The organism is Leifsonia sp. McL0627, assembly GCF_058244615.1.
Window position 1 is genome coordinate 84,908 of sequence record NZ_JBZCGM010000003.1, and the last position, 22,331, is coordinate 107,238.

Here is a 22,331-nt window from a genome sequence, read left to right on the forward strand (position 1 = left end):
GGACCCAGTGGCTAAGGCCAAGTTCGAGCGGACTAAGCCGCACGTCAACATCGGAACCATCGGTCACGTCGACCACGGAAAGACGACGCTCACCGCGGCGATCTCCAAGGTGCTTGCGGACAAGTACCCGTCGGCGACCAACGTTCAGCGCGACTTCGCGTCGATCGACTCGGCTCCGGAAGAGCGTCAGCGCGGTATCACGATCAACATCTCGCACGTCGAGTACGAGACTCCGAAGCGCCACTACGCGCACGTTGACGCCCCTGGGCACGCCGACTACATCAAGAACATGATCACCGGTGCCGCTCAGATGGACGGCGCGATCCTCGTGGTCGCCGCCACCGACGGCCCGATGGCTCAGACCCGTGAGCACGTTCTGCTCGCCAAGCAGGTCGGCGTGCCGTACCTGCTCGTCGCGCTGAACAAGTCCGACATGGTCGACGACGAGGAGATCCTGGAGCTCGTCGAGCTCGAGGTTCGCGAGCTTCTGTCGAGCCAGGACTTCGATGGCGACAACGCCCCCGTCGTTCGCGTCTCGGGCCTCAAGGCTCTCGAGGGCGACGAGAAGTGGGTCGAGTCGATCGTCGAGCTCATGGAAGCCGTCGACAACTCCATCCCGGACCCGATCCGCGACAAGGACAAGCCGTTCCTGATGCCGATCGAGGACGTCTTCACGATCACCGGTCGTGGAACCGTCGTCACGGGCCGCGCCGAGCGTGGAACCCTCGCCATCAACTCCGAGGTCGAGATCGTCGGCATCCGCCCGACGCAGAAGACCACGGTCACTGGTATCGAGATGTTCCACAAGCAGCTCGACGAGGCATGGGCCGGCGAGAACTGTGGTCTGCTCCTCCGTGGAACCAAGCGTGAGGACGTCGAGCGCGGTCAGGTCGTCGTCAAGCCGGGTTCGGTTACGCCGCACACCAACTTCGAGGGCACCGCGTACATCCTGTCCAAGGATGAGGGTGGGCGTCACAACCCGTTCTACGCGAACTACCGTCCGCAGTTCTACTTCCGCACCACCGACGTCACCGGCGTCATCACGCTGCCCGAGGGCACCGAGATGGTCATGCCCGGCGACACCACCGACATGACGGTCGAGCTGATCCAGCCGATCGCCATGGAGGAGGGCCTCGGCTTCGCCATCCGTGAGGGTGGCCGCACCGTGGGCGCTGGTACGGTCACGAAGATCATCAAGTAGTCTTCTCCGACTGCTCGGAAAGGGGCTGGACCGAAAGGTCCGGCCCCTTTCTGCGTTCGCAGGCGCCGCCGCTCCGGCGAATGCCGCCGAGCCGGCGCCCACTGGTCCGGACACGACGACTACGTACCCGTGCCGGCCGACTGGGCGAACGGTCAGACCATCTCCGGCACGCAGCTGTGGCCGGGAGCGGGCGTTGACGCATCCGGTCGGGGCAACGCCTGGCCGGGCTGGCGTCAGCTCGGTGACGGCACGTGGGTGCTCGATCCCGCCGCCCCGTTCTACCCCTGTGGTCGGGGGAGCGGCACTGGTGGCACTCGGACTGGCCTTCGTGCTCTGGATGCGCCGACGTCGGGGAGAGGTTGCCTGAGCCCGGCGCCGATGAGCCCCCTGGACGTTTGCTCCAGGGGGTTTACCTCCCGCTGACCGAAGCGCAGAATTGGGTAACCGTTTCAACCGGACGGTTCCGTCGATGAAGGGAGTGCGTATGGATATCCATCACCTCGCAAACCAGGCCAACCCGCAGACAGGCAATCGGACGGACAGTTCGGGAGCCGCGTAAGCGGTCCCATTGGCGCCAGCAAGGGGCGACGGCGCGAGGCGTCGCCCGAGCGGGGCACCGGCGTTCAGCCGGGCCCCGCTCCTCGTGTTTAAGGGGCCGATCGTCCCCCGGCAGGTGCCCGTCGTGCGCCAACGCCACGCCCGCGACACGCCCGGGTTGCAGATGTGCCGAGAGTCTGGCAAACTTGTCTAGTTCAACATTTCGGAACGAGTGCGCTCATGTGCGCTCCGAACGGATCACTGCCAGGCAGTGCATAGCCCACCGCGAGGCCGTCAGACGGCTTCCGGAAGATGGTTAGGCCGCGGGTAGAAGAAAAGCTTAATCGACAACCTCGAGGACAAGGGGTCACCCATGTCCTCAGTGCGGGCTATACGCCCAAGCGTGGAAGTCGATGAGTTGACAGAAGAATAGTGGCGTTCCCCAACAAGCGTTCGTCGCATCCGCGTCCAATGCGAGTCAGGTTCTCTCGGGAGCCGGTCTCGTACGACGCCATAACAAGAGAGTGAGTCAGACATGGCGGGACAGAAGATCCGCATTCGGCTTAAGTCGTATGACCACGAGGTCATCGACACCTCGGCGCGCAAGATCGTCGACACGGTTACCCGTGCAGGCGCGACCGTGGTCGGCCCCGTGCCCCTTCCCACCGAGAAGAACGTGGTGTGTGTCATCCGTTCTCCCCACAAGTACAAGGACAGCCGTGAGCACTTCGAGATGCGCACGCACAAGCGTCTGATCGACATCATCGACCCGACGCCCAAGGCCGTCGACTCGCTCATGCGTCTCGACCTGCCTGCCGACGTCAACATCGAGATCAAGCTCTAAGGGGGAGTGCCATGTCGAACATTGAAACCAAGACCTCCCGTGGCCTCCTCGGCAAGAAGCTCGGAATGACCCAGGTCTGGGACGAGAACAACAAGCTCATCCCCGTGACCGTCATCGAGATCACGCCGAACGTCGTGACGCAGATCCGCACCCCCGAGGTCGACGGATACAACGCCGTCCAGATCGCCTACGGCCAGATCGACCCGCGCAAGGTCAACAAGCCGTCCGCCGGTCACTTCGACAAGGCCGGCGTCACGCCGCGCCGTCACCTCACCGAGGTTCGCACCGCCAACGCCGCCGAGTACTCGGCCGGCCAGGAGCTCACCGTCGACGCGACCTTCGAGGCCGGCCAGCTGGTCGACGTCGTCGGAACGTCCAAGGGTAAGGGCTTCGCCGGTGTCATGAAGCGTCACAACTTCAAGGGTGTCTCCGCCTCGCACGGTTCGCACCGCAACCACCGCAAGCCGGGTTCCATCGGCGCCTCCTCGACCCCGAGCCGTGTCTTCAAGGGCATGCGCATGGCCGGTCGTATGGGTGGCGAGCGCGTGACCGTCCTGAACCTCAAGGTCCAGGCCGTCGACGCCGAGAAGGGCCTCCTGCTGGTCAAGGGCGCCGTTCCCGGCGCACGCGGCCGCATCGTTTTCGTCCGCAACGCAGTGAAGGGGGCCTAGTCGTATGGCTACCTCGATTGACGTTCTCGATGTCAAGGGCAAGAAGGCAGGCTCTGTCGAGCTTCCCGCCGAGCTCTTCGACGTCCAGACCAACATCCCGCTGATCCACCAGGTCGTCGTCGCGCAGCTCGCTGCGGCGCGTCAGGGAACTCACAAGACCAAGCGTCGTGGTGAGGTCTCCGGTGCCGGTCGCAAGCCGTTCAAGCAGAAGGGAACCGGTCGCGCTCGTCAGGGCTCGATCCGCGCCCCTCAGATGACCGGTGGTGGCATCGTCCACGGACCGGTGCCCCGCAGCTACGCGCAGCGCACCCCCAAGAAGATGATCGCCGCTGCTCTGCTCGGTGCTCTCTCGGACCGCGCACGCGGCAGCCGTCTGCACGCCGTCGAGTCGCTCGCCCTCGGTGAGACCCCGTCGACCAAGGCCGTCGCCGAGTACCTCGCCTCCGTCGCCACCTCGAAGCACGTTCTCATCGTGCTCGAGCGCGACGACCAGGTGAGCCTCAAGAGCGTTCGCAACCTGCCCACCGTCCACACGCTGACCTTCGACCAGCTGAACGCATACGACGTGCTCGTCAGTGACGACATCGTCTTCACCAAGGGTGCGCTCGAAGGCTTCATCGCTTCGAAGTCCAACAAGGAAGAGGTGAACGCGTAATGGCCGTCAACAAGGACCCGCGCGACATCATCATCGCCCCGGTCGTCTCTGAGAAGAGCTACGGCCTGATCGACGAAGGCAAGTACACCTTCCTCGTCGACCCGCGTTCGAACAAGACCGAGATCAAGCTCGCCATCGAGAAGATCTTCAAGGTCGAGGTCGCTTCGATCAACACCCTGAACCGTCAGGGCAAGACCCGTCGCACCAAGTTCGGTGCCGGAAAGCGCAAGGACACCAAGCGTGCCATCGTCACGCTGAAGTCCGGTTCCATCGACATCTTCACGGCAGTTGGCTAAGGCCGGGATCTAGAGGAAAACAGACAATGGCTATTCGTAAGTACAAGCCCACGACCCCCGGTCGTCGCGGTTCGAGCGTTGCCGACTTCGCCGAGATCACCCGATCGACGCCTGAGAAGTCCCTGCTCCGTCCGCTGTCGAAGACCGGTGGCCGCAACAACCAGGGCCGCATCACCACCCGTCACATCGGTGGTGGCCACAAGCGTCAGTACCGCGTCATCGACTTCCGTCGCAACGACAAAGACGGCATCAACGCGAAGGTCGCTCACATCGAGTACGACCCCAACCGCACCGCACGTATCGCGCTGCTCCACTTCGTGGACGGCACCAAGCGCTACATCCTGGCCCCGAACAAGCTGTCGCAGGGCGACATCGTCGAGTCGGGTGCAGGCGCGGACATCAAGCCGGGCAACAACCTGCCGCTGCGCAACATCCCGACCGGTACCGTGATCCACGCGATCGAGCTCAAGCCGGGCGGTGGCGCCAAGCTCGCCCGTTCGGCCGGCGCGTCCGTGCGTCTGGTCGCCAAGGACGGCCCGTACGCGCAGCTCCGTCTGCCGTCCGGTGAGATCCGCAACGTGGATGCACGCTGCCGCGCGACGATCGGCGAGGTCGGCAACGCCGAGCAGTCGAACATCAACTGGGGCAAGGCAGGCCGCATGCGCTGGAAGGGCGTTCGCCCGACCGTCCGCGGTGTCGCGATGAACCCGATCGACCACCCGCACGGTGGTGGTGAGGGCAAGACCTCCGGTGGTCGTCACCCGGTCAGCCCCTGGGGTCAGAAGGAAGGCCGCACCCGCCACCCGAACAAGGAAAGCGACAAGCTCATCGTGCGTCGTCGTACTGTCGGCAAGAAGCGTAAGTAGGAGTAGAAGATGCCACGCAGTCTCAAAAAGGGCCCCTTCGTCGACGACCACCTGCTTCGCAAGGTTGTCGCCGCGAACGAGGCCAACAGCAAGAACGTGATCAAGACCTGGTCGCGCCGCTCGATGATCGTCCCCGCCATGTTGGGTCACACCATCGCGGTGCACGACGGTCGCAAGCACATCCCGGTGTTCGTCACCGAGACCATGGTTGGGCACAAGCTCGGTGAGTTTGCTCCCACCCGCACCTTCCGTGGACACGTGAAGGACGACAAGAAGGGTCGTCGCCGCTAACGCGGTGACGTAAGGAGGAGAGAAATGGTGGAGTCGATCGCACGCGTGCGTCACATCCGCGTGACCCCCCAGAAGGCTCGTCGCGTCGTCAACCTGATTCGCGGCAAGCAGGCACAGGAGGCCCTGGCCATCCTGAAGTTCGCCCCGCAGGGTGCGAGCGAGCCGGTGTACAAGCTCGTCGCCTCGGCGATCGCCAACGCGCGAGTCAAGGCCGACCAGTCGAACACTTACCTGGACGAGCAGGACCTGTACGTGAGCAGCGCATTCGTTGACGAGGGCACGACCCTCAAGCGTTTCCAGCCGCGTGCACAGGGCCGGGCCTTCCGCATCAACAAGCGCACCAGCCACATCACGGTCGTCCTCACGACGCCGGATGAGGCCGCAGCTGCCAAGGCTACGAAGAAGGCGAGCAAGTAATGGGTCAGAAAGTCAATCCATACGGCTTCCGTCTGGGCATCACCACCGACCACGTGTCGCGGTGGTTCTCGGACAGCACCAAGCCGGGTCAGCGTTACAGCGACTACCTCGCCGAGGACGTCAAGATCCGTCGTCTGCTGCAGACGTCGCTCGACCGCGCGGGTGTTTCGCGCATCGAGATCGAGCGCACCCGTGACCGCGTCCGCGTCGACATCCACACCGCCCGCCCGGGCATCGTGATCGGTCGTCGTGGAGCAGAGGCCGAGCGCATCCGCGCCGACCTCGAGAAGCTCTCGGGCAAGCAGATCCAGCTGAACATCCTCGAGGTCAAGAACCCCGAGGCCGACGCTCAGCTCGTCGCTCAGGGCATCGCCGAGCAGCTCTCTGCACGTGTGGCGTTCCGCCGCGCGATGCGCAAGGGTCTGCAGGGCGCCCAGCGCGCCGGCGCCAAGGGTGTCCGCATCCAGGTGTCCGGCCGTCTCGGCGGCGCTGAGATGAGCCGCTCGGAGTTCTACCGCGAGGGCCGCGTGCCCCTGCACACGCTCCGCGCCAACATCGACTACGGCTTCTACGAGGCCAAGACGACGTTCGGCCGTATCGGTGTCAAGGTCTGGATCTACAAGGGCGACATCACGAACAAGGAGCTTGCTCGCGAGCAGGCCAACCAGAAGCCGTCGCGCGAGCGCAACGACCGTGACCGTCCGCGTCGCGGCGGTGGCCGGGGCAACGCCCCTGCCGCCGAGAGCGCGCCGGCCGCAGCAGGAGTTGAGGCATAACCATGTTGATCCCACGTAGAGTCAAGCACCGCAAGCAGCACCACCCCGGCCGTTCCGGCCAGGCCACTGGTGGCACGAAGGTCTCCTTCGGCGAGTTCGGTATCCAGGCCCTGACCCCCGCGTACGTGACGAACCGTCAGATCGAGGCAGCTCGTATCGCGATGACCCGTCACATCAAGCGTGGCGGCAAGGTGTGGATCAACATCTACCCCGACCGTCCGCTCACGAAGAAGCCGGCCGAAACCCGCATGGGTTCCGGTAAGGGTTCGCCGGAGTGGTGGGTCGCCAACGTCAAGCCGGGTCGAGTCCTCTTCGAGGTCTCTGGTGTCGAGGAGCAGCTCGCTCGCGAGGCCATGACCCGTGCAATTCACAAGCTGCCGCTCAAGGCACGCATCATCAAGCGCGAGGAGGGCGACGCGTAATGGCGATCGGATCTAAGGAGCTCGCACCCGCGGAGCTCGACACTTTCGAAGACGAGCGTCTCGTCGACGAGCTGAAGAAGGCCAAGGAAGAGCTGTTCAACCTGCGCTTCCAGTCGGCCACCGGCCAGCTCGAGAGCCACGGCCGCCTGCGCGCCGTGAAGCGCGACATCGCTCGTATCTACACGGTCATCCGTGAGCGTGAGCTCGGTATCAGGGCCACCCCGGCCCCCGCCGAGGTCGCCGACGCGAAGGCCGAGAAGAAGACCAAGGCGAAGAAGGCAGCTCCGGCAGCCGAGGCCGCCGAGACTGAGACTGAGGAGGCCAAGTAATGGCTGAGACCACCAAGGCTGCGGCCGCGGAGTCGGCGGCCGACGAGGCCCTCGTCCGTGGTTACCGCAAGGCCCGTCGCGGTTACGTCGTCAGCGACAAGATGGACAAGACCATCGTCGTCGAGGTCGAAGACCGCGTGAAGCACCCCCTGTACGGCAAGGTCATCCGCCGCACCTCCAAGGTGAAGGCGCACGATGAGAACAACGCCGCCGGCATCGGCGACCTCGTTCTCATCAACGAGACCCGTCCGCTGAGCGCCTCCAAGCGGTGGCGCCTGGTTGAGATTCTGGAGAAGGCCAAGTGATTCAGCAGGAATCCCGCGTCAAGGTCGCCGACAACACGGGAGCCAAGGAGCTCCTCACGATTCGTGTTCTCGGTGGATCCGGTCGTCGCTACGCCGGCCTGGGCGACACGATCGTCGCCACGGTCAAGGACGCGATCCCTGGCGGCAACGTCAAGAAGGGCGACGTCGTCAAGGCTGTCATCGTGCGCGTGGTGAAGAACACCCGCCGCGCGGACGGCTCATACATCAAGTTCGATGAGAACGCCGCAGTGATCTTGAAGAACGACGGGGACCCCCGCGGTACCCGCATCTTCGGACCGGTCGGTCGCGAACTCCGCGACAAGAAGTTCATGAAGATCATCTCGCTGGCTCCGGAGGTGCTGTAACACATGGCGAACATCAAGAAGGGCGACCTGGTCCAGGTCATCTCGGGTGCGTCACAGGCGCGCGGAGGCGACAAGGGCAAGCAGGGTCGCGTGATCGAGGTCCTCGTCGAGAGGAACCGCGTCATCGTCGAGGGCGTCAACTTCGTCACCAAGCACGTTCGCGTCGGACAGACGCAGCGTGGCACGAAGACCGGCGGCATCGAGACGCACGAGGCTCCCATCCACGTCTCCAACGTGGCGCTCGTCGACCCCGAGACCAAGAAGCCGACCCGCGTCGGCTTCCGCAACGAGACTGTCACGAAGGACGGCGTCACCAAGACGGTCCGCGTTCGTTACGCCAAGAAGTCAGGTAAGGACCTGTAATGACCGACACTGCAACCGCTGCTGGCAAAATCCAGCCGCGTCTCAAGCAGAAGTACAAGAACGAGATCGCAGCCCAGCTGTCGTCCGAGCTCGGCTTCACCAACCCGCACCAGGTGCCGACGCTCGTCAAGATCGTCGTCAACATGGGTGTCGGCGAGGCTGCTCGTGATGGCAAGGTCATGGACGGTGCGGTCGCAGACCTCACCAAGATCACCGGTCAGAAGCCGCAGGTCACCAAGGCCCGCAAGTCCATCGCGCAGTTCAAGCTGCGCGAGGGTCAGCCGATCGGCGCGCACGTCACGCTGCGCGGCGACCGCATGTGGGAGTTCCTCGACCGCCTGCTCTCTCTTGCGCTTCCCCGTATCCGCGACTTCCGCGGTCTGTCGGACAAGCAGTTCGACGGCACGGGCAACTACACGTTCGGTCTCACGGAGCAGGCGATGTTCCACGAGATCGATCAGGACCGCATCGACCGCGTCCGCGGAATGGACATCACTGTGGTGACCACCGCGAAGAACGACGAAGAGGGCCGCGCGCTGCTCAAGCAGCTCGGCTTCCCCTTCCGTTCCAACGAGACCGCGAACTAGTCCTCACCCTGTCGGGCCGGCCGATCCGGCCGGCCCGCTTCCACCACAGGTCGTCAGTCGTGTAACGGCTGAACGAAACCTGGTGAACAAAGGAAACACTGCAATGACAATGACAGATCCGGTCGCAGACATGCTGACCAGACTGCGCAACGCGAACTCGGCGCACCACGACACCGTGTCCATGCCGCACTCGAAGCTCAAGGCGCACATCGCCGACATCCTCAAGTCCGAGGGTTACATCGCGAATTGGGAGGTCAGCGACGCCCGCGTCGGCCAGACCCTCACGCTTGGCCTCAAGTTCGGTCCGAACCGCGAGCGTTCCATCGCCGGCATCAAGCGCGTCTCGAAGCCCGGACTCCGCGTCTACGCGAAGTCCACGGAGATCCCGAAGGTCCTCGGCGGGCTCGGCGTCGCCATCCTGTCCACCTCCTCCGGTCTGCTCACCGACCGTCAGGCTGAGAAGAAGGGCGTGGGTGGGGAAGTCCTCGCCTACGTGTGGTAGTTCGTCATGTCGCGTATTGGAAGACTGCCCATCGTCATCCCTACCGGGGTCGATGTGAAGATCGACGGCCAGGCCGTCACCGTCAAGGGGCCGAAGGGTGAGCTCAGCCTCACCGTCGCCACCCCGATCGAGGTCAAGCTGGAAGAGGGACAGGTGCTCGTCACCCGTCCGGACGACGAGCGCGCATCGCGTTCGCTCCACGGCCTGACCCGCACCCTGATCAACAACCAGATCATCGGCGTCACCGAGGGCTACTCCAAGGGACTCGAGATCGTCGGCACCGGTTACCGCGTCGCGCAGAAGGGCGCGGGCGTCGAGTTCGCGCTCGGCTTCTCGCACCCGGTGAGCGTCGAGCCGCCCGCGGGCATCACGTTCACGGTCGAGGGCAACAACAAGCTCACGGTCAGCGGCATCGACAAGCAGGCCGTCGGTGAGGTCGCCGCCAACATCCGCAAGATCCGCAAGCCCGAGCCCTACAAGGGCAAGGGTGTGCGCTACGCCGGCGAGGTTGTCCGCCGCAAGGCCGGAAAGGCTGGTAAGTAAACCATGGCTCTCGGAACCAGAGGAAAGAGCAAGTCCGCAGCGCGTGGACGCCGTCACACCCGCCTTCGCAAGAAGGTCGAGGGCACCGCGGTCCGTCCCCGCCTGGTCGTCAACCGCTCGGCTCGTCACGTCTTCGTGCAGATCGTCGACGACAGCAAGGGTCACACCCTCGCGTCGGCTTCGACGATGGAGGCGGACCTCCGCAGCTTCGACGGCGACAAGACCGCCAAGGCGCGCAAGGTCGGCGAGCTCGTCGCCGAGCGCGCGAAGAGCGCGGGCGTCGAGGCCGTCGTATTCGACCGTGGTGGCAGCAAGTACGCGGGTCGCGTCGCAGCTGTCGCCGAAGGAGCTCGAGAGGGTGGATTGAACCTGTGAGCGACGAACAGAACAACAAGGAGCAAACCGTGGCCTCTGAGCAGACGACCGACGCGCAGGCGCCGGTTGAGACTGCGGCATCGACCACCAGCACCCAGAGCGAGCCCCGTGAGGCACGCCGTGGTGGTCGCGAGCGCAACCCCAACCGTGATCGCGGCAGCCGCGACCAGGACAAGAGCCAGTTCCTCGAGCGCGTTGTGACCATCAACCGCGTCTCGAAGGTCGTCAAGGGTGGACGTCGCTTCAGCTTCACCGCCCTCGTCGTCGTCGGAGACGGCAACGGACTGGTCGGTGTCGGCTACGGCAAGGCCCGTGAGGTGCCGCTGGCGATCTCGAAGGGCGTCGAAGAGGCGAAGAAGAACTTCTTCCGCGTCCCGCGCGTCGGCAACACCATCCCGCACCCCGTGCAGGGTGAGGCCGCCGCCGGTGTGGTGCTCCTGCGCCCCGCCGCACCAGGTACCGGTGTTATCGCCGGTGGTCCTGTCCGCGCCGTCCTCGAGTGCGCCGGCATCCACGACGTCCTGAGCAAGTCGCTCGGTTCGTCCAACACGATCAACATCGTGCACGCGACCGTCGAGGCGCTGCAGCAGCTCGAGGAACCTCGTGCCGTTGCCGCTCGCCGCGGACTCGACTACGACCAGGTGGCTCCGGCTCACCTGCTGCGTGCCGAGGCCCAGGCGGCCGAGGCCGCCGCGACCGCGAAGGCAGGTGCCTGATGGCTGCGCGTCTGAAGATCACGCAGATCAAGTCCAAAGTAAGTGAGAAGCAGTACCAGCGCGACACCCTTCGCAGCCTGGGACTCAAGCGCATCGGTGACGTCGTCGTTCGCGAGGACAACTCGCAGAACCGCGGGTACGTCAAGACCGTCGCTCACCTGGTTAAGGTCGAGGAGATTGACTAATGGCTGACGAAAAGGAAGCAACCACCAAGGCTGCCGCCAAGCCGGCCGCCGAGAAGAAGACCGCTGCCAAGGCTCCGGCCAAGGCAGCAGCCGACAAGGCTCCGGCCAAGAAGGCTCCGGCGAAGGCCGCTGCCGACAAGCCGGCCGCTGAGAAGAAGACCGCCGAGAAGAAGGCTCCGGCTGCCAAGGCTCCGGCCAAGGCAGCAGCCTCTTCGAAGGACGAGACCGTCGCCAAGGCTGAAAAGCCGGCCGCGAAGGCCCCGGCCAAGAAGGCAGCCCCTGCTGAGACCCGCGAGCACGTGCTCAAGGTCCACCACCTGCGCCCCGCCGCCGGATCCAAGAAAGACCGGACCCGCGTCGGACGCGGTGAGGGTTCCAAGGGTAAGACGGCCGGTCGCGGTACCAAGGGAACGAAGGCGCGCTACTCGGTGCGCCCCGGCTTCCAGGGTGGCCAGCTGCCGTTCCACATGCGGGCTCCGAAGCTTCGCGGCTTCAAGAACCCGTTCCGCGTCGAGTACCAGGTCGTGAACCTGGAGAAGCTCGCCGAGCTCTACCCGTCGGGTGGTGACGTCACGGTCATCGACCTCGTCGCCAAGGGCGCCGTTCGTAAGAACGAGAAGGTCAAGGTTCTCGGTAACGGGGACATTGCGGTTAAGCTGAACGTTGCGGTCGACAAGGTCTCCGGCTCTGCCGAGCAGAAGATCGTCGCCGCGGGTGGCTCGGTCAAGTAGCCACACCGTAAAGCTGTACAGTCGGGTGACCGGTATTTCTTCCGGTCACCCGGCTGACTCCTTACAGGAAAGCAGGACGCACTTTTGTTTAGCGCCGTTGCGCGGATCTTCCGCACACCAGATCTTCGCCGGAAGATCGCCTTCACCTTGGGCGTCATCGCCCTGTTCCGCCTTGGCTCGTTCATCCCGGCGCCGTTCGTCGATTTCGGCAATGTGCAGACCTGTCTCAACGCCAACCAGGACACTTCTGGTCTCTACTCGCTCGTCAACCTGTTCTCGGGTGGCGCGCTCCTCAAACTCTCGATCTTCGCGCTCGGCATCATGCCGTACATCACCGCGTCGATCATCGTGCAGCTGTTGCGCGTGGTCATTCCGCGCTTCGAGACGCTCTACAAAGAGGGTCAGGCCGGTCAGGCCAAGCTCACGCAGTACACGCGTTACCTCACGATCGCGCTCGGCGTCCTCCAGTCGACCACGCTGATCACCGTCGCCCGCAGCGGCGCGCTCTTCGGCACCACCGCCGTCTCGCAGTGCACCCAGCTCATCACGGACGACTCCTGGTACGCGATCATGCTCATGGTCATCACCATGACCGCCGGAACCGGCCTCATCATGTGGATGGGCGAGCTCGTGACCGAGCGCGGCATCGGCAACGGCATGTCCCTCCTCATCTTCACCTCGATCGCGGCTCAGTTCCCGAGCTCGCTGTGGGCCATCGCCCAGTCGCAGAGCATCGAGACGCTGCTGATCGTGATCGCGATCGGGTTGCTGATCGTGATGGCCGTCGTCTTCGTCGAGCAATCGCAGCGGCGCATCCCGGTGCAATACGCCAAACGGATGGTCGGCAGGCGCACCTACGGCGGAAACAACACGTACATCCCGATCAAGGTCAACATGGCGGGCGTCGTGCCCGTGATCTTCGCGTCGTCGCTGTTGTATCTGCCCGCGCTGATCGCACAGTTCAATCAGCCCGCCGCAGGCAAAGCCCCGGCTCCCTGGGTGACCTGGATCACGAACTATCTCACCAAGGGCGACCACCCGCTCTATATGCTGCTCTACTTCCTGCTGATCGTCGGCTTCACGTACTTCTACGTCGCCATCACGTTCAACCCGGAAGAGGTTGCGGACAACATGAAGAAGTACGGCGGCTTCATCCCCGGCATCCGTGCAGGGCGTCCGACCGCGGAGTACCTCGACTACGTGCTCACACGCGTCACCCTCCCCGGATCGATCTATCTGGGTTTGATCGCGCTGATCCCCTTGGTGGCGTTTGCGATAATCGGAGCCAGTCAGAACTTCATGTTCGGCGGCACATCCATCCTGATCATCGTCGGTGTCGGATTGGAGACGGTCAAGCAGATCGACTCCCAGCTCCAGCAGCGGCACTACGAAGGGCTTCTGCGTTGACCCGTATGCTGATCGTCGGACCTCCCGGAGCGGGCAAGGGCACTCAGGCCTCTCGCATCACCACCGCGTACGGGATCCCCGACATCTCCACGGGCGACATCTTCAGGGCCAACATCAAGAACAAGACGCCGCTCGGCCTGCAGGTCAAAGCGATCGTCGACGCGGGCGACTACGTTCCGGACAGCCTCACCAACGAGCTCGTCACCAACCGCATCGCGGAGGACGACGCCAAGGCGGGCTTCCTGCTCGATGGCTACCCGCGCACGCTCGACCAGGTCGCATACCTGGACGAGCTGCTCGAGAAGAACGGCCAGAAGCTCGACGCGGTCATCCAGCTGGTCGCCGACCAGGATGAGATCGTGGCACGCCTCACGAAGCGCGCGCAGGAGCAGGGTCGTGCAGACGACTCCGAGGAGGCCATCCGGCATCGCCAGGAGGTCTATGTGCGCGAGACGTCCCCGCTGATCGACGTGTACCGTTCCCGCGGCCTGCTGGTCGAGGTCGACGGACTCGGCGACATGGACGAGGTCGCGGCCCGCATCAAGTCCGCGCTGGCCGACAGGGGCATCCTTCCCGTCTCCGAGCGCGACCAGTCTGTGGCATAGGGTCCGTTGGTCTTCAAGCGTTCGATCTACAAGTCGCCGGCGCAACTCCGGCTGATGGTCGCCCCGGGGCTCGCGACAGCGGCCTCCCTCGACGCCGTACGGGATGCTCTGGTTGCCGGGGTCACGACCCTGCAGCTGGATGAGGTGGCAGAGGCCGCGATCGTCGCCGCCGGCGGCCAGCCGAATTTCAAGCTCGAGCATGGCTATCACCACACGATCTGCTCGTCCGTCAACGACGAAGTCGTGCACGGCATCCCCGGCTCGCGCATCGTGCAGCCGGGAGACATCGTCTCCATCGACAGCGGCGCGATCCTGGCCGGGTGGAACGGAGACTCCGCCCGCACCTTCGTCGTTCCCGATCCGGCCAGGCCGGAGGTCGTCGCCGAGCGCCAGAAGCTCGCCGACGTCACGGAGCAATCGCTGTGGCACGGTATCGCCAGGCTCGCGACGGCTACTCACCTCAATGAGGTAGGCGAAGCGGTGGAGGACTACATCCTCTCGCAGGGGGCGTACGGCATCCTCACCGACTACATCGGCCACGGCATCGGGCGCAAGATGCACGAGGAGCCCCCGGTCTTCAACTATCGCGTGCGCGCCAAGGGTCCTGAAGTGAAGCCCGGGCTCGTCGTCGCGATCGAGCCGATGGTCGTCGTCGGCGACCCGGAGACCTACGTCAAGGACGACGGCTGGACCGTCGCCACCGAGGACGGCACTGCTGCCGCCCACTGGGAGCACAGTGTCGCGGTGCACAAAGACGGCATCTGGGTGCTGACCGCCGCCGACGGCGGCGCAGCGGGCCTCGCCCCCTTCGGGATCACGCCGACGCCGTTCGCCTGACCGCACGCCGAATGGCGCTGTGACCGGCCCGTTCGCGCAGAGCGTGCACGGATCATACACAAGGATTGGCGAAACGCCAGACAATCCCATAAGATTGATCCTTGGTGTCTTAGGCACGTTTCTTGCGTGCCGTCACCACAATCAACGCACGACCAGCAAACCACGACTTTTAGCGACAGTGAGGCTATGGCCAAAAAAGACGGCGTCATCGAGATCGAAGGATCTGTTGTCGAAGCTCTCCCCAATGCGATGTTCCGCGTTGAGTTGACCAACGGCCACAAGGTTCTTGCCCACATCTCCGGCAAAATGCGCCAGCACTACATCCGCATCCTCCCCGAGGACCGCGTGATCGTGGAGCTGAGCCCATACGACCTGACCCGTGGCCGGATCGTCTACCGCTACAAGTAAAGGTCTGCTGTAAGTAACGGCCCCGCCACCGGGTTGCCCCTGGCGAGGTACGAGGACAGCGAACAAAGGTAAAGAAATATGAAGGTCAAGCCCTCCGTCAAGAAGATCTGCGACAAGTGCAAGGTCATCCGTCGCAACGGCCGGGTCATGGTCATCTGCGAGAACCCGCGCCACAAGCAGCGCCAGGGTTAATCGCGGTTCCGGCCGGTGGGATGCATTTCCCGCCGGCCACCCATAACTCAATATCGAAATATGGCAGTTCCAGATCCTGCGGTGCGTGAGCACGGCGGGGGACACCCCCGGTTGGAGGCCGGGGCACCGGAACTGCTGCAGACCTCCACTCACTCACAGGAGAAGCCACAATGGCACGTCTAGCAGGCGTTGACATCCCGCGCGAGAAGCGCGTGGAAGTCGCACTCACTTACATCTACGGCGTCGGCCGCACGCGGGCTCTGAAGACCCTCGCCGACACCGCGATCGACGGCAACATCCGCGTCAAGGATCTGTCCGACGACCAGCTCGTCGCGCTCCGCGACTACATCGAAGGCAACTTCAAGGTCGAGGGTGACCTCCGCCGCGAGGTCGCGGCCGACATCCGACGCAAGGTCGAGATCGGCAGCTACGAGGGAATCCGCCACCGCAAGGGCCTCCCGGTCCGCGGCCAGCGCACCAAGACCAACGCTCGCACCCGCAAGGGCCCGAAGCGCACCGTGGCCGGCAAGAAGAAGGCTCGCTAGGCCCTCGCCAGCAGCCTCGCCCATAGGATTCAGGAGAAATCATGGCAGCACCCAAGTCGGCCGTTCGCAAGCCGCGCAAGAAAGAGAAGAAGAACATCGCCGTGGGCCAGGCCCACATCAAGTCGACGTTCAACAACACCATCGTTTCGATCACCGACACCACCGGTGCGGTCATCAGCTGGGCATCGTCCGGCGGCGTCGGCTTCAAGGGTTCGCGCAAGTCGACCCCGTTCGCCGCTCAGCTCGCCGCCGAGTCTGCTGCGCGTCAGGCGCAGGAGCACGGCATGAAGAAGGTCGACGTCTTCGTCAAGGGACCGGGCTCCGGCCGCGAGACCGCGATCCGTTCGCTTCAGGCCGCCGGCCTCGAGGTCGGTTCGATCAACGACGTGACCCCGCAGGCGCACAACGGTTGCCGCCCGCCGAAGCGTCGCCGCGTCTAAGCAGTAGTAGTTCTCTCAGTATCCATTTTCGCGCAGGCGGGGATCGGTGGCGGATGACCGTCATCGATCCCGGCGCGCAAATCGCAAGTGTCATATAGCGGACACTTAGCCGAAAGGAATCAACAGTGCTCATTGCACAGCGTCCTACGCTCGCCGAAGAGAACATTTCCGAGTTCCGCTCGCGGTTCGTGATCGAGCCCCTCGAGCCCGGCTTCGGTTACACCCTCGGCAACTCGCTTCGCCGCACCCTGCTGTCCTCGATCCCCGGCGCGGCTGTCACCAGCATCCGCATCGATGGCGTGCTGCACGAGTTCAGCACGGTCCCGGGTGTCAAGGAAGACGTCACCGAGATCATCCTGAACATCAAGGGACTCGTCGTCTCCAGCGAGCACGACGAGCCGATCACGGCCTACCTTCGCAAGACCGGCTCCGGCCAGGTCACCGCTGCGGACATCTCGGCTCCGGCCGGTGTGGAGATCCACAACCCGGAGCTCGTCATCGCGACGCTCAACGACAAGGCGAAGTTCGAGGTCGAGCTCACGATCGAGCGCGGCCGCGGCTACGTGTCGGCCACGCAGAACCGCAACGAGTACAGCGAAGCCGGTCAGATCCCGATCGACTCGATCTACTCGCCCGTCCTCAAGGTCACCTACCGCGTCGAGGCGACGCGTGCCGGTGAGCGCACCGACTTCGACCGCCTGGTGGTCGACGTCGAGACCAAGCCGGCGATCAGCCCGCGCGACGCCATCGCTTCGGCGGGTCGCACGCTGACCGAGCTGTTCGGTCTGGCTCGCGAGCTCAACACCGCTGCCGAGGGCATCGAGATCGGCCCCGCGCCGGTCGACGCCGTCCTCAGCTCCGAGCTGTCGATGCCGATCGAAGACCTCGACCTGTCGGTCCGGTCGTACAACTGCCTCAAGCGCGAGGGCATCAACACCGTGAGCGAGCTCGTCTCGCTCTCGGAGACGCAGCTGATGAACATCCGCAACTTCGGTCAGAAGTCGGTGGATGAGGTCAAGGACAAGCTGACCGAGATGGGCCTTTCGCTCAAGGACTCGGTCCCCGGCTTCGACGGCGCCCACTTCTACAGCGGCTACGAAGAAGACGAGACCACCATCTGAGGCTTGTCTTCCGACGACGCCACCTGATTCATCGACACTGTCGACTTTTACAACTGGAGATAACCGATCATGCCTAAGCCCACCAAGGGCCCCCGCCTCGGAGGCGGTCCCGCGCACGAGCGCCTGATGCTCGCCAACCTGGCCGCTGCGCTCTTCACCCACAAGAGCATCAAGACCACGGAGACCAAGGCGAAGCGCCTGCGTCCGATCGCCGAGCGTCTCATCACGTTCGCGAAGCGCGGCGACCTGCACGCCCGCCGTCGCGTGCTCGCCACCATCCACGACAAGGGTGTGGTGCACGAGCTGTTCACCGAGATCGCTCCGCTGGTCGCCGAGCGTGATGGCGGATACACCCGCATCACCAAGCTGGGCTTCCGCAAGGGTGACAACGCCTCGATGGTGCAGATCGAGCTCGTGCTCGAGCCCGTCACCCCGAAGGTGAAGTCGACCAAGTCGTCGAAGGCTGCGGCTCCGAAGGCTGCTCCGGCCGCCGACGAGGCTCCGGCCGAGGCAGCCTCCACCGAGGCCGCAGAGGCTGAGGTCGCGGCGGCTGAGGTCGTCGAGGAGACCACCGCCGACGCCGAGGTCACCCCCGAGGAGACCACCGCCGAGGCTGAGGCCGAGAAGGCGTAACCTCCCACGGTTCTCGAAGGCCCCGCATCCACTGGATGCGGGGCCTTCGTCGTTCTCCGCCCGTCGTTAGGCTGAAAGCATGACCGACCTCGCCGACGATCTCCTGCCCGTGAACGAGCGCATGACGGCCCCGCCGTCGCACCGTCCAGCGCATCCACTGGTCGCCGAGTGGTGTCCCGCCACGGAGGCCGACATCGACGCCGTGACGGAGGCGCAGCGCGCGATGGATGCGGTGGACCACCCCGAATGGCTGCACACCCGCGAGGAGGTGGAGGAGCTGTTCGGTTACTCGTTCATCGATCTTGCGACGGACACCATCCTCGGATTCGGCGGCGACGGTCGGCTGCTTGCGGTCGGCGTGACGACCATGCCGCCGCTGCAGGAGTCGCTCGTACGCGTCTTCCTGGAGGGCGGCGTGCATCCAAAGGTGCGTGGCCGCGGCATCGGGCGGGAGCTGCTCGCCTGGTCGCGGGCTCGCGCGGAGCAGAAGGTCGCCGCGTCGACCAAGCGTCTCCCCGCCTGGATCCTGGCGTACGCCGACGAGCGCTCGGAGGACGCCGTTCGGTTGTTCCATCGCGACGGCTTCGAGACCGTGCGCTACTTCTTCAACCTGGAACGCGACCTGGCCGACTCGATCCCCGCCGTCGAGCCGGCGGACGGCTTCCGGATCGTGCCGTACAGCGACGAACTCTCCGCCGACGCCCTGGTCGCCCACAACGATTCGTTCCGGGATCACTGGGGGAGCCAGCCGATGAGCGAGGAGCAGTGGGCGGCCTGGATCGGCGGCACGTTCCGCCCGGACGTCTCGTTCCTCGCCCTGCGGGGAGACGAGGTCGTCGGGTTCGTGCTCAACCAGGTGAACGAGGAGGACTGGCAGCATCAGGGCTTCACCGGAGCGTACATCGGCATGGTCGGCACCGTGCGCAGCGCCCGCGGCAATCGAATCGCCCCGGCGCTGCTCGGGCGGGCGATGGAGGCGTGCAAGGCGCTCGGCTGGGAGAAGGTGACGTTGTCGGTGGATGCGGAGAACCCGTCGGGAGCGCTCGGCCTGTACACCGGTATGGGGTTCGTGCGCACGACCGCCGAGGTCAGCCTGGTGAGGGAGTACTGACGGGTCGCGTAGCGGCCGCTACTGTGGCCGCTACTGTGGCCGCGGCCCGGCCTGGTCCCACGGGTCGGCCACGCCGGGGGAGCGGTCGGCCAGGGTGAGCAGTGCATCCTGGAGCGCGTCGGCGTAGACGAGGCCGCCGCGGTGGCCCGGGTGGATCTGGTCGTCGGCGAGGAGGTCGAGCTTGCCGGTGATGTCCTCCCGCCAGGGCATGACGGCGACCTGGCTGGCGTGGGTCGCCGCGAAACCGGCGATGGTGGTGTTGACGCCGTCCGTCCAGGAGCGCGGGGCCTGCACGGTGACGAGGACGAGCTTTCTGCGCGGCCCGATCGCGTCGGTGATCGCGGAGAGCGTGTCGTCGCTGATCGACCCGTTGGTGCCGAGTCCGACGAGGACCACGGGGCGGAGCTCGCCCGCCGCGGCCGCGGTGCGGAGCAGGTCGGGAGCCGCGCTCATCTGCCGCGAGACCACCGCATCGATCCGGATGCCGGGAAAGCGTTCCTGCAGTGCGGGAGCCGACGCGAGCATCACCGAGTCGCCGAACGCGGAGATATCGGCACCGGTGGCGACCGGATGCGGGTCGGGCGGGACGCGCAGGTGCGGCCGGTCGTGCGGGGTGCCGTCGCCTGGCCGGTACCGGTCGCCCGTCCGGTGGTCGCCGGAGGGCTGGCCGCCGAGGGATGCCGTCCCGTTCTCGATGTAGCGCTGCGCGCCCGTGGCGGACGGAGCGACAATCATCGCTGCGACGGTCGCGGCCGAGAGGGCCGCTGCGACGGACGCGACGACGATGCCGCGCGCTCTCGCTGCCCGGGAGGCGCGCATCCGGGAGCGGATGGCGGCGGTCGTGCCGCGCATCCCGTGCCGGCGGATAGGTTGCTCTACCCAGCGGTAGGACAGGAACGCTGCGGCGGAGGCGATCGCGAGCGCGCCGAAGCCGACGATCGGCGCCATGGCCGGATCGTGTTCATCCGGGACGATGGCGCAGACGAGGACGAACACCGGCCAGTGCCACAGGTACAGGCCGTATGAACGCCGGCCCACGGCCTGCAGCGGGCGACCGTCGAGGAGGCGTCCGAGCCGTGAGCCCGGTGCGACAGCCGCCCAGATGGCGAACGCGCTGAGGACGCTCACGAGCACCAGGCCACCGCGGTACGTGAACGCCGCTTCGTCGCGCAGCAGCACGCAGGCGCCGACTAGTCCCGCCAGCGACAGCAGCCCGAGCGGGGGCAGCCAGCGCCGGACGAACACCTGCATCGCCGTCTCTCCCGCGTCGAGGTCGAGCGGGCGCGTCCTGGCGAGCAGGATGGCGAGCGCGGCGCCGATGGCCAGCCCGAAACTGTGGGTGTCCGAGCCGAAGTAGACGCGGGTCGCGTCGCCGTCCGCCGGGAAGAGCAGGAACATCGACGCGGCCGACGCGGCCGCGACCGCAGAGACGACGGCGAGGCGCGCCCACCACTGTCGCAGCAGTGCGATGGCGACGATGACCAGCGGCCAGACCAGGTAGAACTGCTCCTCGACGGCGAGCGACCAGAGGTTGCGGTACAGCTCCGGCGCATCCTGGGAGAAGTAGCTGCTGTCCGCCGCGATGGAGAGCCAGTTGGCGCTGAACGTCGCAGCGCCGAGGATCTGCCGGGGCAGGCCCACCAGCACGTCGCCGCCGACGGCCAGCGCCGCCGCCGAGCACACCACGACCAGCAGCACGATGGCCGGAACGAGGCGTCTCGCCCTCCTGACCCAGAATCCACGCAGGTCGATGCGACCCGTCGTGCCGCGCTCGCGCATCAGGAGGCTGGTGATCAGGAAGCCGCTCACCACGAAGAAGACGTCGACGCCGATGAACCCGCCTGGCAGGATGCCGGGGAACAGGTGGTAGACGAGCACAGCGGCCACGGCGAACGCACGCAGCCCGTCGAGCCCCGCGTAGCGGCGGGCAGATCGTTCGGCTCTGCCGGCGAACGGCGGGTGCCCGAGCGGACGGACGGTGACGGAGGGCCGGACGGTCAGCCGGGGTCGCGGGCCGGGATGCGACGGGAGTGTTCTGGTGGGCGAGGTGCTGGGGGCGCGGGAGGAAGTCTGTGGTGTCATAGCTGGTCGGGGATTGCGAAGGCACCACGATAGCAACGGCTTCTGACAGTCGGCGCCGCACGCCCGAAGCGCTTCCCTAAAATGGGAAGGTGACTGACCTGGCGACGACCCGTTTCCGGCTCGACATCGCATACCAGGGCACCGACTTCAACGGCTGGGGGCGCCAGCCCGGGCTGCGGACGGTGCAGGGCGAGCTCGAGTCCGCTCTCGCGACCATCTTCCGCAGGCACGGTGACGCGCCAACGCTCACGGTCGCCGGTCGTACGGACGCCGGAGTGCACGCGACGGGCCAGGTCGCCCATGTCGATCTGGGGCAGAAGCAGGTGGCGAGCCTGGAGCGTCGCCGGGGCACGCATCCGGTGTACCCGACGGGCGTCACGCTCGCGCGCAGGGTCAACGGCGTGCTGGGGCCGGTCTCCGATGTGATCGTCTCGTCCGCGAGCGTCGCGCCGCCGGGTTTCGACGCACGCTTCTCGGCGATCTGGCGGCGCTACGAGTACCGGATCGCCGACCCGTCCGCTGTCCGCGACCCGCTCCAGCGTCACCGCACCGCGTGGGTCTCCGCCCCGCTCGATGTCGACGCGATGGATGCGGCCGCCGTCGGGCTGCTCGGACTCCACGACTTCGCAAGCTACTGCAAGCCGCGCGACGGCGCGACGACCATCCGGACGCTGCAGAACTTCGGCTGGCGCAGGGACGAGGACGGCGTGCTGGTCGCCGAGGTGAAGGCCGACGCGTTCTGCCACAGCATGGTGCGCGCGCTCGTCGGAGCGTGCGTGACCGTCGGAGACGGCAAGCTGACGCCGGAGGACCTCGTGTCGCTGCGCGAGGACCGGCTGCGCACCAATGCATTCGCCGTGATGCCCGCGCGCGGACTCACGCTGAAGCAGGTGGGATACCCGGACGATGTCGGGCTCGCCATCCGGGCGGAGCAGACGAGGGCGCGGCGGAGCCTCTGAGCCCGGCCGTCCTG

At 65.7% G+C, this 22,331-nt stretch carries 33 protein-coding genes; 32 read left to right on the plus strand and 1 reads right to left on the minus strand.

Annotated elements, in window-relative coordinates; all coding sequences use genetic code 11:
• Window positions 1–7 precede the first annotated feature (7 nt).
• The 31 genes from tuf (at window position 8) to AC37TH_RS08720 (ending at window position 19,276) form a co-directional block, all read left to right on the plus strand.
• Window positions 8–1,201 (plus strand): elongation factor Tu, encoded by a 1,194-nt coding sequence (gene tuf, locus AC37TH_RS08570; protein WP_490763947.1) that lies wholly within the window; start codon window positions 8–10, stop codon window positions 1,199–1,201.
• A gap of 1,072 nt (window positions 1,202–2,273) precedes the next feature.
• A complete protein-coding gene (rpsJ, locus tag AC37TH_RS08575; protein ID WP_005050520.1) occupies window positions 2,274–2,582 on the plus strand; it encodes a 30S ribosomal protein S10 in 309 nt (102 codons plus the stop codon).
• 11 nt (window positions 2,583–2,593) lie between these two features.
• Window positions 2,594–3,253 carry a 50S ribosomal protein L3 gene (gene rplC, locus AC37TH_RS08580; protein WP_490763948.1) on the plus strand — a complete coding sequence of 220 codons (660 nt, stop codon included), beginning with the start codon at window positions 2,594–2,596 and terminating at the stop codon, window positions 3,251–3,253.
• Between the two features lie 4 nt (window positions 3,254–3,257).
• Entirely contained in the window at window positions 3,258–3,908 is a 651-nt protein-coding gene (gene rplD, locus AC37TH_RS08585) for a 50S ribosomal protein L4 (RefSeq protein WP_490763949.1), read from the plus strand.
• Window positions 3,908–4,204: a 50S ribosomal protein L23 gene (rplW, locus tag AC37TH_RS08590; protein ID WP_490763950.1), complete on the plus strand. Its 297-nt coding sequence runs from the start codon at window positions 3,908–3,910 to the stop codon at window positions 4,202–4,204. The genes rplD and rplW overlap by 1 nt, the downstream gene beginning before the upstream one ends.
• 26 nt (window positions 4,205–4,230) lie before the next feature.
• Window positions 4,231–5,070, plus strand: coding sequence for a 50S ribosomal protein L2 (rplB, locus tag AC37TH_RS08595; RefSeq protein ID WP_490763951.1), 840 nt, complete (start codon window positions 4,231–4,233; stop codon window positions 5,068–5,070).
• A gap of 9 nt (window positions 5,071–5,079) precedes the next feature.
• Complete coding sequence (rpsS, locus tag AC37TH_RS08600) at window positions 5,080–5,361, plus strand: 30S ribosomal protein S19 (protein WP_055894775.1); 282 nt, start codon at window positions 5,080–5,082, stop codon at window positions 5,359–5,361.
• A 24-nt stretch (window positions 5,362–5,385) separates the two neighbouring features.
• Window positions 5,386–5,778, plus strand: coding sequence for a 50S ribosomal protein L22 (rplV, locus tag AC37TH_RS08605; RefSeq protein ID WP_490763952.1), 393 nt, complete (start codon window positions 5,386–5,388; stop codon window positions 5,776–5,778).
• Window positions 5,778–6,554: a 30S ribosomal protein S3 gene (gene rpsC, locus AC37TH_RS08610; RefSeq protein WP_490763953.1), complete on the plus strand. Its 777-nt coding sequence runs from the start codon at window positions 5,778–5,780 to the stop codon at window positions 6,552–6,554. Before rplV ends, rpsC begins: the two co-directional genes overlap by 1 nt.
• A 2-nt stretch (window positions 6,555–6,556) precedes the next feature.
• Complete coding sequence (rplP, locus tag AC37TH_RS08615; protein WP_490763954.1) at window positions 6,557–6,976, plus strand: 50S ribosomal protein L16; 420 nt, start codon at window positions 6,557–6,559, stop codon at window positions 6,974–6,976.
• The gene (gene rpmC, locus AC37TH_RS08620) at window positions 6,976–7,305 is read left to right on the plus strand and encodes a 50S ribosomal protein L29 (RefSeq protein ID WP_490763955.1); all 330 of its coding nucleotides are present in this window, start codon (window positions 6,976–6,978) and stop codon (window positions 7,303–7,305) included. The genes rplP and rpmC overlap by 1 nt, the downstream gene beginning before the upstream one ends.
• Window positions 7,305–7,610, plus strand: coding sequence for a 30S ribosomal protein S17 (rpsQ, locus tag AC37TH_RS08625; RefSeq protein ID WP_490763956.1), 306 nt, complete (start codon window positions 7,305–7,307; stop codon window positions 7,608–7,610). The genes rpmC and rpsQ overlap by 1 nt, the downstream gene beginning before the upstream one ends.
• Window positions 7,607–7,975: a 50S ribosomal protein L14 gene (gene rplN, locus AC37TH_RS08630; RefSeq protein WP_490763957.1), complete on the plus strand. Its 369-nt coding sequence runs from the start codon at window positions 7,607–7,609 to the stop codon at window positions 7,973–7,975. The genes rpsQ and rplN overlap by 4 nt, the downstream gene beginning before the upstream one ends.
• 3 nt (window positions 7,976–7,978) lie before the next feature.
• Entirely contained in the window at window positions 7,979–8,338 is a 360-nt protein-coding gene (gene rplX / locus AC37TH_RS08635) for a 50S ribosomal protein L24 (protein ID WP_490763958.1), read from the plus strand.
• Entirely contained in the window at window positions 8,338–8,925 is a 588-nt protein-coding gene (rplE, locus tag AC37TH_RS08640; RefSeq protein WP_490763959.1) for a 50S ribosomal protein L5, read from the plus strand. The genes rplX and rplE overlap by 1 nt, the downstream gene beginning before the upstream one ends.
• A 103-nt stretch (window positions 8,926–9,028) precedes the next feature.
• On the plus strand, window positions 9,029–9,427 hold the full coding sequence (rpsH, locus tag AC37TH_RS08645; RefSeq protein ID WP_490763960.1) for a 30S ribosomal protein S8: 399 nt from the start codon (window positions 9,029–9,031) through the stop codon (window positions 9,425–9,427).
• 6 nt (window positions 9,428–9,433) lie between these two features.
• A complete protein-coding gene (rplF, locus tag AC37TH_RS08650; protein WP_490763961.1) occupies window positions 9,434–9,970 on the plus strand; it encodes a 50S ribosomal protein L6 in 537 nt (178 codons plus the stop codon).
• Window positions 9,971–9,973: 3 nt separating this feature from the next.
• On the plus strand, window positions 9,974–10,345 hold the full coding sequence (rplR, locus tag AC37TH_RS08655; protein ID WP_490763962.1) for a 50S ribosomal protein L18: 372 nt from the start codon (window positions 9,974–9,976) through the stop codon (window positions 10,343–10,345).
• Between the two features lie 29 nt (window positions 10,346–10,374).
• Window positions 10,375–11,061 carry a 30S ribosomal protein S5 gene (gene rpsE / locus AC37TH_RS08660; RefSeq protein WP_490763963.1) on the plus strand — a complete coding sequence of 229 codons (687 nt, stop codon included), beginning with the start codon at window positions 10,375–10,377 and terminating at the stop codon, window positions 11,059–11,061.
• Window positions 11,061–11,246: a 50S ribosomal protein L30 gene (rpmD, locus tag AC37TH_RS08665; protein WP_085368811.1), complete on the plus strand. Its 186-nt coding sequence runs from the start codon at window positions 11,061–11,063 to the stop codon at window positions 11,244–11,246. Before rpsE ends, rpmD begins: the two co-directional genes overlap by 1 nt.
• Window positions 11,246–11,977, plus strand: coding sequence for a 50S ribosomal protein L15 (gene rplO, locus AC37TH_RS08670; protein ID WP_490763964.1), 732 nt, complete (start codon window positions 11,246–11,248; stop codon window positions 11,975–11,977). The genes rpmD and rplO overlap by 1 nt, the downstream gene beginning before the upstream one ends.
• A gap of 84 nt (window positions 11,978–12,061) precedes the next feature.
• Window positions 12,062–13,384 (plus strand): preprotein translocase subunit SecY, encoded by a 1,323-nt coding sequence (gene secY, locus AC37TH_RS08675; protein ID WP_490763965.1) that lies wholly within the window; start codon window positions 12,062–12,064, stop codon window positions 13,382–13,384.
• On the plus strand, window positions 13,381–13,989 hold the full coding sequence (locus AC37TH_RS08680; protein ID WP_490763966.1) for an adenylate kinase: 609 nt from the start codon (window positions 13,381–13,383) through the stop codon (window positions 13,987–13,989). The genes secY and AC37TH_RS08680 overlap by 4 nt, the downstream gene beginning before the upstream one ends.
• A gap of 6 nt (window positions 13,990–13,995) precedes the next feature.
• Window positions 13,996–14,826, plus strand: coding sequence for a type I methionyl aminopeptidase (map, locus tag AC37TH_RS08685; RefSeq protein WP_490763967.1), 831 nt, complete (start codon window positions 13,996–13,998; stop codon window positions 14,824–14,826).
• Window positions 14,827–15,012: 186 nt separating this feature from the next.
• Window positions 15,013–15,234, plus strand: a complete 222-nt coding sequence (gene infA / locus AC37TH_RS08690; RefSeq protein ID WP_021759551.1) for a translation initiation factor IF-1 — start codon at window positions 15,013–15,015, stop codon at window positions 15,232–15,234.
• Window positions 15,235–15,312: 78 nt separating this feature from the next.
• Window positions 15,313–15,426 carry a 50S ribosomal protein L36 gene (gene rpmJ, locus AC37TH_RS08695; protein WP_021759549.1) on the plus strand — a complete coding sequence of 38 codons (114 nt, stop codon included), beginning with the start codon at window positions 15,313–15,315 and terminating at the stop codon, window positions 15,424–15,426.
• A 170-nt stretch (window positions 15,427–15,596) separates the two neighbouring features.
• Window positions 15,597–15,971, plus strand: coding sequence for a 30S ribosomal protein S13 (rpsM, locus tag AC37TH_RS08700; protein ID WP_055894822.1), 375 nt, complete (start codon window positions 15,597–15,599; stop codon window positions 15,969–15,971).
• A gap of 41 nt (window positions 15,972–16,012) precedes the next feature.
• Window positions 16,013–16,411: a 30S ribosomal protein S11 gene (gene rpsK, locus AC37TH_RS08705; protein WP_055821293.1), complete on the plus strand. Its 399-nt coding sequence runs from the start codon at window positions 16,013–16,015 to the stop codon at window positions 16,409–16,411.
• A 125-nt stretch (window positions 16,412–16,536) separates the two neighbouring features.
• A complete protein-coding gene (locus AC37TH_RS08710) occupies window positions 16,537–17,532 on the plus strand; it encodes a DNA-directed RNA polymerase subunit alpha (protein ID WP_055894825.1) in 996 nt (331 codons plus the stop codon).
• A 69-nt stretch (window positions 17,533–17,601) separates the two neighbouring features.
• On the plus strand, window positions 17,602–18,165 hold the full coding sequence (rplQ, locus tag AC37TH_RS08715) for a 50S ribosomal protein L17 (protein WP_490763968.1): 564 nt from the start codon (window positions 17,602–17,604) through the stop codon (window positions 18,163–18,165).
• Between the two features lie 79 nt (window positions 18,166–18,244).
• A complete protein-coding gene (locus tag AC37TH_RS08720; RefSeq protein WP_490763969.1) occupies window positions 18,245–19,276 on the plus strand; it encodes a GNAT family N-acetyltransferase in 1,032 nt (343 codons plus the stop codon).
• A 30-nt stretch (window positions 19,277–19,306) separates the two neighbouring features.
• On the opposite strand, the gene AC37TH_RS08725 is transcribed toward AC37TH_RS08720, so the two are convergent.
• Complete coding sequence (locus AC37TH_RS08725) at window positions 19,307–21,358, minus strand: acyltransferase family protein (protein ID WP_490763970.1); 2,052 nt, start codon at window positions 21,356–21,358, stop codon at window positions 19,307–19,309.
• 89 nt (window positions 21,359–21,447) lie between these two features.
• Here AC37TH_RS08725 and truA point away from each other — a divergent pair, with 89 nt between their 5' ends.
• On the plus strand, window positions 21,448–22,317 hold the full coding sequence (truA, locus tag AC37TH_RS08730) for a tRNA pseudouridine(38-40) synthase TruA (protein WP_490763971.1): 870 nt from the start codon (window positions 21,448–21,450) through the stop codon (window positions 22,315–22,317).
• The last annotated feature ends 14 nt before the right edge of the window (window positions 22,318–22,331 follow it).

Excerpts from the sequence above, each read along its gene's own strand:
- rplV (WP_490763952.1), top strand. The coding sequence starts at position 5,386 with ATGGTGGAGTCGATCGCACGCGTGCGTCACATCCGCGTGACCCCCCAG.
- rplE (WP_490763959.1), top strand. The coding sequence starts at position 8,338 with ATGACCGACACTGCAACCGCTGCTGGCAAAATCCAGCCGCGTCTCAAG.
- rplX (WP_490763958.1), top strand. The coding sequence starts at position 7,979 with ATGGCGAACATCAAGAAGGGCGACCTGGTCCAGGTCATCTCGGGTGCG.
- rpsH (WP_490763960.1), top strand. The coding sequence starts at position 9,029 with ATGACAATGACAGATCCGGTCGCAGACATGCTGACCAGACTGCGCAAC.
- rplD (WP_490763949.1), top strand. The coding sequence starts at position 3,258 with ATGGCTACCTCGATTGACGTTCTCGATGTCAAGGGCAAGAAGGCAGGC.
- AC37TH_RS08720 (WP_490763969.1), top strand. The coding sequence starts at position 18,245 with ATGACCGACCTCGCCGACGATCTCCTGCCCGTGAACGAGCGCATGACG.
- rplF (WP_490763961.1), top strand. The coding sequence starts at position 9,434 with ATGTCGCGTATTGGAAGACTGCCCATCGTCATCCCTACCGGGGTCGAT.
- rpsQ (WP_490763956.1), top strand. The coding sequence starts at position 7,305 with ATGGCTGAGACCACCAAGGCTGCGGCCGCGGAGTCGGCGGCCGACGAG.
- rpsC (WP_490763953.1), top strand. The coding sequence starts at position 5,778 with ATGGGTCAGAAAGTCAATCCATACGGCTTCCGTCTGGGCATCACCACC.
- rpmJ (WP_021759549.1), top strand. The coding sequence starts at position 15,313 with ATGAAGGTCAAGCCCTCCGTCAAGAAGATCTGCGACAAGTGCAAGGTC.
- rpmC (WP_490763955.1), top strand. The coding sequence starts at position 6,976 with ATGGCGATCGGATCTAAGGAGCTCGCACCCGCGGAGCTCGACACTTTC.
- rplP (WP_490763954.1), top strand. The coding sequence starts at position 6,557 with ATGTTGATCCCACGTAGAGTCAAGCACCGCAAGCAGCACCACCCCGGC.
- rpsK (WP_055821293.1), top strand. The coding sequence starts at position 16,013 with ATGGCAGCACCCAAGTCGGCCGTTCGCAAGCCGCGCAAGAAAGAGAAG.
- rplW (WP_490763950.1), top strand. The coding sequence starts at position 3,908 with ATGGCCGTCAACAAGGACCCGCGCGACATCATCATCGCCCCGGTCGTC.
- rplO (WP_490763964.1), top strand. The coding sequence starts at position 11,246 with ATGGCTGACGAAAAGGAAGCAACCACCAAGGCTGCCGCCAAGCCGGCC.
- rpsM (WP_055894822.1), top strand. The coding sequence starts at position 15,597 with ATGGCACGTCTAGCAGGCGTTGACATCCCGCGCGAGAAGCGCGTGGAA.
- AC37TH_RS08725 (WP_490763970.1), bottom strand. The coding sequence starts at position 21,358 with ATGACACCACAGACTTCCTCCCGCGCCCCCAGCACCTCGCCCACCAGA.
- rpmD (WP_085368811.1), top strand. The coding sequence starts at position 11,061 with ATGGCTGCGCGTCTGAAGATCACGCAGATCAAGTCCAAAGTAAGTGAG.
- infA (WP_021759551.1), top strand. The coding sequence starts at position 15,013 with ATGGCCAAAAAAGACGGCGTCATCGAGATCGAAGGATCTGTTGTCGAA.
- rplR (WP_490763962.1), top strand. The coding sequence starts at position 9,974 with ATGGCTCTCGGAACCAGAGGAAAGAGCAAGTCCGCAGCGCGTGGACGC.
- rplC (WP_490763948.1), top strand. The coding sequence starts at position 2,594 with ATGTCGAACATTGAAACCAAGACCTCCCGTGGCCTCCTCGGCAAGAAG.
- rpsJ (WP_005050520.1), top strand. The coding sequence starts at position 2,274 with ATGGCGGGACAGAAGATCCGCATTCGGCTTAAGTCGTATGACCACGAG.
- rplB (WP_490763951.1), top strand. The coding sequence starts at position 4,231 with ATGGCTATTCGTAAGTACAAGCCCACGACCCCCGGTCGTCGCGGTTCG.
- rpsS (WP_055894775.1), top strand. The coding sequence starts at position 5,080 with ATGCCACGCAGTCTCAAAAAGGGCCCCTTCGTCGACGACCACCTGCTT.
- rplQ (WP_490763968.1), top strand. The coding sequence starts at position 17,602 with ATGCCTAAGCCCACCAAGGGCCCCCGCCTCGGAGGCGGTCCCGCGCAC.